Genomic DNA, 13,173 nt, shown 5'->3' with positions numbered 1-13,173 from the left:
CCTGCTCGATTTTATCCTATATCAGCTGTTACAAATTGCTTAACAGACCGATGTAATTGCTCATTTTGTTGTTTCATTATATTAATTTTTTCAACCATATCAAGAGTAAGATCAAGATTTGATGTCATATTTTGAAAGACCTTCTCCATTCGTCCTGTCATTTCTTTAAAACTATCCTGCTGCTCATATCTTCTACCTTGAATCGTGACAGTGTCCTTGTTTACACGTTCTAAAGTAATGAGGAAATCATTCATAAATTGACTAACTTGATTGACCTTATCATCAATCGTATGAAATCTTTTCGGCATTTTTACTAATTGATCACTTAATACTTCTATTTGCTCGGCTAACTCGATGACCTCTGTAAAACCAGCTGTTGTTTCTTGGGCTGTGCGTTGAATCATATTTCTAATATCTGAGGTTGAATCTTTAGATTTATTCGCAAGCTTTTTAATCTCATTTGCGACAACCGTAAAACCTCTACCAGATTCTCCAGCTCTCGCAGCTTCAATGCTGGCATTTAAAGATAATAAGTTTATTTGTTCAGAAACCTCTGTAATCAGATTAACCATTTGTTCACTTTCTTTTGCATAATTGGTAATTTTGGACACATTATCATGGAAAATAGTCAGTTTATGATTGACATCATCATTCAATTCACCCACATTTCTTACAAAGCCTGAAATGTCTGACATCTCTTTTTGAATCCAACCCAATTGATGACCAATTTGTTCTATAGATGAAAAAGCCTGTTGAATTTCAGCGATCACTTGGTTCTCCACTTCAATTTCCTGTTCAAGCCACTTTTCTGATTTTGATACAAACGTATAGGTTTCTTCGATTTCTTTCATTTGTTGGGTTGCACTTTTTTTCGAATCTTCACTTAGTGACAGCACATTCACTGTAGTATTAAGCACATGCGATGTTTGTGTTTTCACCTGGTGTACGAGATCATTTAATGTTGAAAGAACAGTATTAAATGCTTCGTTCAGCTCGCCCATATCTTCTCCAGGCTCATACTTTATCTTCTTTGTTAGATCTCCTTTTGCGGCAGCAATTTCATTCATCGCAACGATCGTATCTAAAACAGAAATTGAAGCACCATGTTCACTTACATTTAATCCAGCCTCCTCTTCATGCTTTTCCACTCTTATATTCATGGTAAATTTCATAACTCCATAGATTAATAGGCCTAAACCAAAAGCCCAAACAAATGCAGTTCCAACCCCTAAAGCTTGGACACCAATTTGCTCTAACCTTGACCCAAGCACAAGATTCTCTGCCGGAGCAAAGAGGGCAAGTGCAATTGTTCCCCATGCGCCACAAACTCCATGAACAGCGATTGCCCCAATTGCATCATCCACTTTAAATACTGAATCGATCATTCTCAAAGAAAAAACAACGATAATCCCACTAATTGCTCCTGTAAGCAATGCTGTTTCAGGTGTTAAAACATTAGCTCCCGCTGTTACAGCAACAAGTCCTGCTATAATACCATTTAAGATATCCTCTACCTGTGGTCTCTTATCAAGGAACCAGCTTACAACCATCGCGACCAATCCACCACTCACTGCTCCAAAATGTGTATTTAATGAAATTAATGCAATCTGAATGTCGGCCACTCCTGTTGATCCGGCATTAAAACCGAACCATCCAAGCCATAAAATAAAAACCCCTGTAACAGCTAATACAGCATTAGACATGGCAAATTTACGACTCTTTCCATTTGGTGAATACTTACCAATACGGGGTCCGACAATTATGGCGGCAGCTAAAGCAACCCAGCCTCCCACCGAATGAACAACAGTTGATCCAGCGAAGTCCATAAACCCTAATGCTTCCAACCACCCCTGGCTTTCACTATTCCATAAGCTGCCCCAAGCCCAATGTCCAAAAATCGGATAAATGATGGCACTAATCATGATTGTCCCGATAATATATGCGCTAAACTTAACTCGTTCGGCAATAGCACCAGATACTATTGTCGCAGCAGTTCCTGCAAAGACAATTTGAAATAATAAAAACGCCCAATTATATGGATCATCCTCAAGTCCTCTTAATAAGAACCCTTCAAATCCAATCCATCCACTAGCTGATGACCCAAACATAAAAGCAAAACCAATTAAAGAAAACATGACTGTTGTAATTAACAAATCAACAACATTCTTCATTGCCACATTTATTGAATTTTTTGCCCTTACTAATCCAGCTTCCAATAATGTAAAGCCTGCTTGCATAAAAAAGACTAAAAAAGTGGCAATTACCATCCATAAAACATTTACATTTAGTTCAATTGTCTCCATTCGTTACCTCCATTGTTGAAAAATATGACGTATAATGTTATATTTTATAACATTTTAGGCTAAAAGGGGGAATTTTCTGAAAAAATAGTGAATTTTTTATGCAAACGCATGTCATTATACCTATCACAAATCCAAAAAAGAGCTGACCCTATTCGGATCAGCCCAACATTACGCATCTATTGTTTCATTATGTTGAATACGGTCTTTCTTTACTTTTCGAGAGAAGTAAAGAATCGTTCCCCCCATCATTACCACTGTGATTCCAGCTAGTTTATATACTTGATTCCACATGGTTCCAAAATCTCCAATTGAAATAATAGATCGAAACCCTTCTACAGAATACGTCATCGGTAACCAATGATTGATTTTCTGAAAAATCTCAGGAAGCAACTCAACTGGGAAAGTCCCGGCACTTGTTGTTAATTGAAGAATTAACACAATAATCGCGATAAATCTTCCTGGATTATCAAATGTTGTTACTAAAAACTGTACAATCGCCATAAACGTTAAGCTCGTTAATATACTAAACAGCATAAAATATCCAACACTTTTTACTTCCAGCCCTAATCCATATAATAGAACAACATCTGCAAGCAGAGATTGGACGATGGCCACTATACATAACACACTAAATTTACTAGCAAATAAGGAAATTCCTGATTTCGATATCCCTGTTGTATCACGTAACGGAAATACAACAGTAACAAGTAAGGAACCTACAAATAAAGCTAATGATAGAAAGTATGGTGCAAGACCTGTACCGTAATTAGAAACTTTATTTAGTTCTTTTGTTTCAAGGTGAACCGGGTCTGCCATCATTTCATATTGATCATCGGTACCTTTTACATCTTTTGTATCATTTGTTGCATCACTTAACTTGCTCGAAAGCTCATTTGTCCCTTCAGATAAATCTGTTACACCAGTATTTAATTCATTTGCTCCATCCGCAAGTTTACCTGTCCCATCCTCCAACGCAACAGACCCGCTCGCCAATTCATGAATTCCGTTATCAAGTTCTTTTCCGCCGCTTTCTAATTGTTCTACCCCAGCTTTTGCTTCTCCAATTTTTTCACCAAATGTTTTTAACCCTTGGCTTAATTGTGATTGACCATCATTTATTTTGACAGCTCCATTATAAAGCTCTTTTTGTCCTGATGTTAACTGTTGCACAGCGTTTTCAACAGATGCAGCTCCTTCGTGAAGCTTGCTTGCATTTTCAGGTAATTGTTGAACATTTGCATAAAGATCATTTGCTCCACCTTCGAGCTGATGTAAATTCGTCGCTAGTTGCTTTCCCCCGGCATCTATACCATTTAGCGCTTCGACAAGAGCGAGTAATTGCTTTTGCTGTTCTTCATTTAATGGTGCAGCTTCCAATGTTGTTGCCAATTTATTTACTGTATCGGCCAACGCTGAAATATTTTGCGATAAAGAGTCTGCCCCTTGGCTTGCAGAACCATTACCTTCAGCAAGCTTTTTAGCGCCTGCAACTAATTCAGGGGCACTTTCATTTAATTGATTTGTTCCTGTTGTTACTTGAGGTATAGACGTATTAAGTTGCTCCATACCATTAATTGACTTCTCCAGACCCTTTACCAATTCTCCTGTACCATTTTCAGTTTGCACAGATCCATCATAAAGCTTACTCTGCCCTTGTTGCATGGCCGACAGACCACTATTCAAAGCAGATAGTCCATTTGACAATTGAGTCGAACCGCTTGAAGCTTCATTAAGTCCATCCTTAAACACAATTGCCTTAGACACAAGTTTATGAAGATTTTCATCTAAAGACTGAGACCCTTCCTGAAGATCAGAAACACCATCATTTATCTTTGTGGCACCATCACTTGCATCATTGAATCCATCTGCCATCAATTCAATATTGTCAAACAAGCTTTCTGCATATGTTTCTGTTAAGGAATTTGCTACTTCTTCTTTTATTTTCTCGATTGCGCTATCCCCAATTTGACCTGATATAAAGTTATACCCTTTATTCGTTGTAAAGGTTAAACCAAGTTGCTTTGGTTCATCATCCAATAAAGTTGTGGCATTTTTCGAAAAATCTTCAGGTATTTCGATTACCATATAATAATTGTGGTCCTGAAGTCCTTTGTCCGCCTCTTCACTACCAACAAAATGCCAGTCAAATTTATTGTTTTCTTTTAAATTGTCCTCAAGCTCACCACCAACATCAAGCTCTTCCTCTTCAAATGTTGTCCCTTTGTCTTGATTAACAACAGCAACTGGCAGCTGATCGAGTTTTCCATAAGGATCCCAAAACGCACTCAAATAACCACCACTATACATTAAAGGAATAAACAGAACCCCTATGACAGCAATAAGTACTTTTTTATTTTTAAATAAAGCTTTCCATTCTTCTTTCAATCCTGACATGTTCTACTCCCTCCTAAGTGACAAGCTTTCTATGATTGACATGTCGTTTTAACTCCTGAAACTTTATGACTGTTTTATTCATTTAGTCAATACTTTGGAAAATAAGAGGATTATCATGTTGATAATCCTTTTAATAGGTACCCTTCAAATATCTCGGCAATTTTCTCTCTTTCTAACGGTTCATGATGCTTTTCCCAATCGAAAATAAGGGAAACATATAATTTTAAAATGATAAAGGCAGTCAGCTTTGGATCACATTGTTTTAATTCGTTACGACCGATTGCGTCAATAATTTTTTGTTCAATATATTTCAAGACCATTTCTTCCACTTTTTGTACACCTTCATTTACTGTCGGTGTGCCCAATTCATCACTTTCCTGATATATCTTAATTGTTAATTGATGTGTTTTCCGGAAATCTAAAATGCTATATAACGCTTGGTGCACGCTGTCTACAAATGGCAGTTGTGAGTCAAAAGCCTTGTCTGCAGCAATCTTCATATCAAGTAAAAGACGATCAATGATTTCAGAAAATAATTCTTCTTTATTTTTATAAAAGGTATAAATTGTACCTTTTCCAACGTTCGCAAGTTTTGATACTAGGTCCATCGTCGTCCCTTTGTAGCCAAATTGTGCAAATGACTTTGTCGCAGCTTCTAATATTTGTTGCTTACGATCAATGCTCATAACTTTCACTCCTGGAAAATTGACCAAATGAACAAAATGGTCAGTTATTATTTATGTACTATAACATGCCAATCAATTTTTCACAAGTATTAGGAAACTTTTTTTATGCCTTGTTCATCTAAAAGATTCAGTATTTGGTTTAATTGTTCTTGTTGATCAATAACCACAAATTTTGTTGTCGAAAATAGTGTACCTTTTACTTTCACCGAAAGTTTGTATGCGTTATCAACCCTTGTGCTATAACCATATAGTTCGTGCCAACGAATGATTTTTTCTGTTTTATAGGAATGAATTTGTTGTGTAGAGTAATACTTGCCATCTAAAATAATCCCATCTGATAAAACATAAAAACAACTCATATGTTTTACCGCACTAATAAGGACAAAAAACAAGTACGCAGAGCTAATGAAGGATGAATTTAACCAGTCTGTTGTAAAGACCATAATCAGGAGAATAAATAAAAGCACTAACACAAAAAAGGTTCCCCACTTCACATATTTATACGTTTTTGTATTCTTTGATAATGGCTCCATCTCTTTCCATTCATTCGGGATAAGAATATGTTGAAAATCTTTTTTTCCTTTTGGAAAAAGAGCATTATGGGACAACTCTGCTGCTTTTTTAATATTTAATCTGTATTGAATTAAATATCCAATACCTAAAATAAAAATAAGAATATATAAAATATCAAACATTGGGGTTCTCTTCCTCCTCTATATCAGATTCTACTACCTAATAGCCGGACACTTCTTACTATATAATACGGAACAAGTTTGTAAGAAGTTTCATAGTTTATGTAATATTTTACATTCAAAAATAAAAAACTGATCAGATTTTTTTGATCAGTTTTTTGTATATCTTTAAAATGGTGATACCCGATGTTTTGTTCCCTGCTCATATGAATAAGCAATTTCTATTAAGATTGGTTCCATGTATGCCTTCGCTGTAAATGTAATTCCCACCGGTTCTCCTTCAAGAGTGTATCCGGCAGGTACGGTAATCGAAGGGTAACCCGCTTTTGCAGGGATCATTGCCCCTATATTATTAGGAAAGACAATCGCATCTAATTCATGTTCTTTCATAGCAGCGTCTATTCCCTTTGTTTTTGATAAATAATCATCCTTCTCTAGACTCTCAATATATTGGGGATCGGTAAGATTTCCACTTGTAGCATCAGCGTCAAGAAAGACCTGTTGGCCATACTTTAATGCTTTTTCACCTAGTTTTTCGTTCGCTTTGATAACATCTGTTAATGAGTGAACCCCAACAATTGGATCAATCGTGTTTAAATAAGCATTGAGATCATTTTTAAATTCATAAAGCAATACATTGATATCCCATTGTTCATTCGTTGTTGGAATATCAACCAAATCAATAACAGTCGCGCCTAGATCCTCTAATTTTTTAATCGCCTCATCCATTACCGAAACCTGAGAATCCTTCAGTTCATCAAAATAAGTGTTACGAGCTATTCCGATTCTTTTCCCAGATAACCCATCTACTTTTAGGTTTTGTGTAAAATCGTAATTCGCTAACTCATTACTATGCGTTGCAGAATCAAAAGAATCTGTTCCTCTTAAACTATTTAGCAAGATGGTGGCGTCTTTTACGGTTCTAGCCATAGGACCTGCTGTATCTTGAGTATGAGAAATCGGGATTATTCCTTTTCGACTAATGAGCCCAACTGTCGGCTTGATTCCAACAAGAGAGTTTTGGCTGGCAGGACTTAGGATAGATCCGGAGGTTTCTGTTCCAACTGCTACAACAGATAAATTAGCTGCTATAGCAGCTCCGGAACCTGCGCTTGAGCCTCCAACTATGAATGATACACCATAAGGATTTAAAACCTGACCACCTCTGGAACTATAGCCTGTCGGCATGTCTTCTGCTATGAAGTTGGCCCATTCTGTTAGATTTGTCTTACCTAAAATAACGGCGCCCGCCTCCCTCAGCTGCCTTACTAGTGTTGCATCTTCCTTTGCATAAGAGTTGGCAAGCACAAGGGATCCTGCACTCGTATGCATTTTATCAGCAGTATCAATATTATCTTTAATGAGTATTGGAATACCATGTAACGGTCCACGACTTCCTTTTGTTTTTCGTTCATAATCAAGTGCTGCAGCAATATGTAATGCTTCTGGATTGACTTCAATAATTGAATTTAACATCGGTCCGGATTGGTCAATTTCGGCTATTCTTGATAAATACATGAGGACTAGTTCTCTTGAAGTAATTTCATTGCGATCTAGTTTCTCTTGGATCTCATCAATTGTTACCTCTACCAGCCATTCATTTTTCAACTTGTTAAGTTGCTCATTTATCATTCCATTACCCCTCCCACGTTACTTGCCATTTTCATTTTACTTGTTATATCCTTGTTCTTACAAAAAAGCAGTAAAACTCTCTCGTTTCACTGCCTTCCCTTTAATTATTTTTTAAATGTTTTAATACCACTGTTGCTAAACAGTCAATAAATTCAGGTTTTGCATTAGGCATTTCAGGGCGATAATAGCTTGCACCAAGCTCATCTGTAATAACCTTACATTCATAATCATTATCATAAAGTACTTCTAAATGATCTGCTACAAACCCGACAGGTACATAGACAAATGTTTTGTAGCCTTGATCATATAAATCTCTTGTTAAATCTTGAACATCAGGTCCTAACCATGGTTCAGGAGTATTACCGGCACTTTGCCATCCTGTTACATACTTTTTAACTCCTGATGCCTCTGCAATTAAGTCAGCCGTTTCCTGTAGTTGCTGTGGATATGGATCACCATTTGCAATAATTTTTTCTGGTAAGCTGTGTGCAGAAACAACTAATACAGAAGAATCCTTTTCTGCCTGTGTCATACTGCTGTAGGTTTTTTTCAGTTGATCTCCCCAATAAGAGATAAACTTAGGCTCTGTGTACCAGCTTTCAACTGATGTAATCGTTAAGCCTCCAAGCTTTTCGGCTTCTTCCTTTGCTCGTCCATTATATGACTTAACACTGAAAGTAGAGAAATGAGGAGCTAATACGATACTTACCGCTTCTGTTAGCCCGTCTTCATGCATTTGTTTTACAGCATCTTCAACAAATGGCTCAATGTGCTTTAAACCAAGATACATCTTAAATTCAATTTCATCTTGAATATTATTTAAGTGCTGTTCAAGCTTCTTTGCTTGTTCTAATGTAATTTTAGCTAGTGGTGATATACCACCAATGGCCTCATAGCGGTCTTTTAAGTCTTGAAGCATTTCTGGTGCCGGTTTACGGCCGTGTCTAATATGAGTGTAATAGCGCTCGACATCTTCCTCTTTATAAGGAGTTCCATATGCCATTACTAATAATCCCATTTTTTTCTTACTCACTTTATTCACCTCATAATTCTCCTGTAGTCTCACTTTATTGACTAACTTTTGCTTTCTTAGAATAATCATGGACAAAGGAAGTTAATTTTTTCAACGACTCAGGGTTTACTTGTGGGAAAACTCCATGTCCAAGGTTAAATATATAACCATCCTGTTTCATCCCTTGGTCTAATATTTCCTTTGCTCTTTCTTCAATTACTTCCCAAGGAGATAGTAAGATTGCCGGATCAAGATTTCCTTGTAATGTTTTTGTCAGTCCCATTGAACGGGCTTCTTGAATAGGTAGTCTCCAATCCAATCCAACTACATCAAGTGGTAAGTCATGCCATTCATGAGCTAGATGACTTGCTCCTACACCAAACATAATAAGTGGCACATTTTCCTCTTTTAGCTCACTAAAAATCCGCTCCATTGTCGGCTTAATAAATACACGATAATCTGCCACATTTAAGGCACCTACCCATGAATCAAAGACCTGGATAGCTTTTGCTCCAGCACGAATTTGTGCTTTTACATATGTAATGCTCATTTCAGCTAGTTTATCCATTAATGCAAACCAAGCATGTGGCTCAGAATACATAAATGCTTTTGTCTTGTTATAATTTCTTGAAGGACCACCTTCGATCATATAACTGGCAAGAGTAAAAGGAGCTCCGGTAAAACCAATTAAAGGTACTTCAAGTTGTTCTTGTGTTAATAATTTAATTGTGTCTAATACATAAGGTACATCACGTTCCGGATCAATTTCTCCCAGTTTCTCAACATCTTGAATAGAGCGAATCGGATCATCAATTACCGGGCCAATTCCTGTTTTTATCTCAACATTTACACCTAAGGCAGGCAGTGGTGTCATAATATCTTTATATAGAATGGCAGCATCTACATCATACTGTTCAACAGGCAGCCTTGTCACATACGCACAAAGCTCAGGTTGATGTGTGATCTCAAATAAGCTGTATTTTTCTTTAATCGCACGATATTCAGGCTGTGATCTGCCTGCCTGTCTCATATACCAAACTGGAACATAATCTGTCTTTTCTCCACGACACGCCTTTAGAAACGTGTCATTGATTCTTTTTTCAGCCATTCTAAAAAATCCACCTTTCTTCAAAAACGAGGACGCCTTGACATGCCTTTACCCCCAATTTTAAATTGGTTGTAGAACTAGAGGCAGGAGCTGGATGTCAAAGCGCTTATCCACAATTCAATTTTTTCGGGTGACCCCTATTATTAAATTATATTTATTATAAAGTAATACTTATTCTATATTATTATCTCTGCACTTTCAACTATAACGGTTTCATTTCCGGTTGTATAGCATAGAAAGACAAATGTCAAAAAAAAGACGAAAACACTTAGTTTGTAGAACTGAATAGTGTCGGCTTTGTGGACAGTGTTTGTTTTCCTTCTTTATTTGTTTGAACATTATAAGGAGCAACAGAATAAGCTGTATCTGAAAAAACATTAGCAAATGGAATTTCATAATATCCTTTGCCTGTTACAGTTCCTACAAGTTTCTTCTCCTCGTTTTGTGCAGATTCATAGATCCGATATTCTACACGCTCATCTGCTAAAGGTTCCCATTCAAGCGTTAACGTTATCAATCCTAATGGCTTAAACGTATATTTCGCGTTAACATTCTCAATTTCTTTCAGCCTTATTGGACTTTCCAAATCTTCGACACCTTCGGGAACGGAAAAAGCCACGTTTTGATCCCAATCAGCTTCCGTTAAAATATCCTTAAATAATTTGGTTGGATAGGAACTTCCATGCTTCAAGTAATGATTTTTGTCTGTTTTATCATACCCCATCCAAAGTGCACCAACAACATTCTCCGTATAGCCGACAAACCAGGCATCTTTTGCAGCGCCTTCAACACCGGGATAAGAGGTTGTACCGGTTTTACCAGCCAGTTCTCCATTAAACCTGCCATTTTGTGCAGTTCCTTCACTAACAACATGCTGAAGCATACGTGTCATATCCCAAGCCGTTTGTGGTGAATACACTTGATTTGGTTGTGATTGATGTTCTGCAACAACTTTTCCTTCTCGATCTTTTATTTCTTTTATAAGAAAAGAATTACTATAGATTCCATTAGCGGTAAAGGTTCTGTATGCATTCGCCATTTGAAGTGGTGTCACTCCTTCAGATAATCCCCCTAATGCAATGGCCAAGCCATCATCTTTAATATCAATTCCTACCTTATGCAAATACTGTTTACTCTCTTTAACCCCTAATTCAGATAAAGCCCATACCGCTGCAGCATTTTTTGAAGTAACTATAGCATCAAACATCGAAACTTCCCCTGCATATTTCTGATCAACATTTTGTGGAGAATAATCACCATATGATAACTTTTCATCTTTTAATAGCGAATAAGGCTGAAAACGTTTTGTTTCAAGAGTCGGTGCATAAACAGCTATTGGTTTAAATGTGGAACCAGGTTGCCTTGTTATATTCAATCGATTTAATCCCTTTGGTACATAATCCCGGCCACCTATAGCAGCAATAATCCCACCTGTGTTATTATCCATTAACACAAAGGCTCCTTGCGCATTTTCATCTGTCCCCGGAAAATAGTTCGCATCCTGGAATAACTCATAGGCAGATTTCTGGAGATTTACTTGAAGTGGTACTTTAATTGTATAACCACCTCTTAACAACTCTTCATTTGATAACGCATATTTTTCTTTTGCTTCATCAAACACCATATCAACATACGTTGTTAACCATGGATTTTCCTGCTTCTTATTCACTTTAAGGTTCACAGTTTTCCCATGGGTTCTTACAACCTCGTCATATGAAATATAACGTTGATCTCCCATTAAACTTAAAATCGTATTTCGTCGTTCCCTGCTCTTTTCCTTATTGGATATTGGAGAATAAGTTGAAGGAGCCTTCGGAATACCTGCAAGCAGTGCTCCTTCCTCTAACGTTAACTCAGAAACATCCTTATTAAAATAAAGGTCTGCAGCAGCTTTTATTCCATAGGCACCATGCCCAAAGTAAACCTGATTTAAATACATTTCAAGCAATTTTGATTTACTGTACCGATTTTCCAGGTTCACAGCAATAATGGCTTCCTTTGTTTTTCTCAGCCATGTTTTATCATTTGTCAGGAAGATGTTCTTGGCCAACTGTTGAGTGATCGTACTACCGCCTTCCACCTTCCCTCCAGCGAGGATGTCTTTATAAAGAGCACGCCCAATCGCTTGAATATCAATGCCGTGGTGATCATAAAAACGTTGATCCTCTACAGAGATAAATGCTTGTTGAACATATTCGGGAATTTCTGAGATGTTAACCAGTTCCCGGTTTTCTATATAAAGCTTTGTAATTTCATTGCCTTTTTCATCAACTAGTTTTGATGTTGTATTCATGACAAGTTTTTCTTCATCTATTACATAATTCCCCATAAATATGATAAATAGATAACCAAGAAGTGCGAAGATGACAATAGACACTAACGCAATTGCTGACAAGATGAACTTTCTTTTCATATCATCACCCCTTTTAAGCTTAGTATTGTTAAAAATAGGAATGTATATGTGTTAAAAACATTCCAACCGGGAAAAGAATAAAGATCATTGATATAATGACGTATAGACTAATAAAAACGAGGTGATTCAATCAATGCTCTACATTACATACGGGACAGTCGACTACTTAGAAAAATTGGTTAAAAACCATAGCAATGAGACACTAATATTGATGGCGAATCAAGATACTGCTGTTCTTTTTCATGAAACTGAAGGCTCAACCATCTTTAATGAACCCAAAAAATATGAAGTATTAGATTCAACTAATTTGATCACAAATGGTTCGTTTGCTGTTTTAAACAATATACCTGTTAGAGATGAAGGCAGACCTCTCTTTGAAAAAAGATTTAGCGAGAGAGCTCGATTAATTGAAAAAGAGCCAGGTTTTTCTGCAATACGTGTTTTACGCCCTACTCGCGGTGATACGTATATTATTCTAACACTGTGGGAAAGCGAACAACACTTCAAGGCTTGGCAGAATTCCAAAGCCTATGAACACGCACATAAAAAAAGAGGCAGTGAAGAGGGAATCGATCAAAAATCAATCTTTCCACGACCTTCATATGTCACAACGTATACAAAGGTTGCCATTGAAGATTAAAATGAATTTCCAGAGGAAAAGCCAGAGACAGTACCGTATGAACTGTCTCTTTTTTGGTTATTAAGTACCTATGGTGTATATCTGACAATATTTCCTTGGAAATGACAACTTCTTTCTACATAACATTACCCTGTATTTACCTACGTTACACAAATTCCCTACCATTCTGACAAACTATGAGTTTTTACATTAGAAAAGCTTATAGTACCGATTTATTCGCTTACATCCTAGATCCGATATACAACTAAAGCTAGACACGAAAATTACTTACAAACTTTTTTTACTTTTTCCTA

At 36.8% G+C, this 13,173-nt stretch carries 9 protein-coding genes; 1 reads left to right on the top strand and 8 read right to left on the bottom strand.

The window, feature by feature from the left end; all coding sequences use genetic code 11:
• Positions 1-11: 11 nt before the first annotated feature.
• The 8 genes from amt to HWV59_RS05435 form a co-directional block, all read right to left on the bottom strand.
• Positions 12-2,303, bottom strand: a complete 2,292-nt coding sequence (gene amt, locus HWV59_RS05470; protein WP_102228342.1) for an ammonium transporter — start codon at positions 2,301-2,303, stop codon at positions 12-14.
• Positions 2,304-2,471: 168 nt separating this feature from the next.
• On the bottom strand, positions 2,472-4,697 hold the full coding sequence (locus HWV59_RS05465) for a YhgE/Pip domain-containing protein (RefSeq protein WP_102228341.1): 2,226 nt from the start codon (positions 4,695-4,697) through the stop codon (positions 2,472-2,474).
• 113 nt (positions 4,698-4,810) lie between these two features.
• Positions 4,811-5,383 carry a TetR/AcrR family transcriptional regulator gene (locus HWV59_RS05460; protein WP_102228340.1) on the bottom strand — a complete coding sequence of 191 codons (573 nt, stop codon included), beginning with the start codon at positions 5,381-5,383 and terminating at the stop codon, positions 4,811-4,813.
• Positions 5,384-5,472: 89 nt separating this feature from the next.
• Positions 5,473-6,078, bottom strand: a complete 606-nt coding sequence (locus HWV59_RS05455; protein ID WP_102228339.1) for a hypothetical protein — start codon at positions 6,076-6,078, stop codon at positions 5,473-5,475.
• Between the two features lie 165 nt (positions 6,079-6,243).
• Positions 6,244-7,707 carry an amidase family protein gene (locus HWV59_RS05450; RefSeq protein ID WP_102228338.1) on the bottom strand — a complete coding sequence of 488 codons (1,464 nt, stop codon included), beginning with the start codon at positions 7,705-7,707 and terminating at the stop codon, positions 6,244-6,246.
• 100 nt (positions 7,708-7,807) lie between these two features.
• Positions 7,808-8,740, bottom strand: a complete 933-nt coding sequence (gene hemH, locus HWV59_RS05445) for a ferrochelatase (protein ID WP_102228816.1) — start codon at positions 8,738-8,740, stop codon at positions 7,808-7,810.
• A 34-nt stretch (positions 8,741-8,774) separates the two neighbouring features.
• On the bottom strand, positions 8,775-9,827 hold the full coding sequence (gene hemE / locus HWV59_RS05440; RefSeq protein WP_102228337.1) for a uroporphyrinogen decarboxylase: 1,053 nt from the start codon (positions 9,825-9,827) through the stop codon (positions 8,775-8,777).
• A gap of 268 nt (positions 9,828-10,095) precedes the next feature.
• Complete coding sequence (locus tag HWV59_RS05435; protein ID WP_102228336.1) at positions 10,096-12,240, bottom strand: transglycosylase domain-containing protein; 2,145 nt, start codon at positions 12,238-12,240, stop codon at positions 10,096-10,098.
• 133 nt (positions 12,241-12,373) lie between these two features.
• Here HWV59_RS05435 and HWV59_RS05430 point away from each other — a divergent pair, with 133 nt between their 5' ends.
• Entirely contained in the window at positions 12,374-12,880 is a 507-nt protein-coding gene (locus tag HWV59_RS05430; protein WP_102228335.1) for an antibiotic biosynthesis monooxygenase family protein, read from the top strand.
• Positions 12,881-13,173: the final 293 nt, after the last annotated feature.

It is taken from the genome of Metabacillus schmidteae (assembly GCF_903166545.1).
Lineage (GTDB): Bacteria > Bacillota > Bacilli > Bacillales > Bacillaceae > Metabacillus > Metabacillus schmidteae.
Note: the sequence above shows the minus strand (reverse complement) of the source record. Positions and strands in the feature narration are given on the sequence as shown.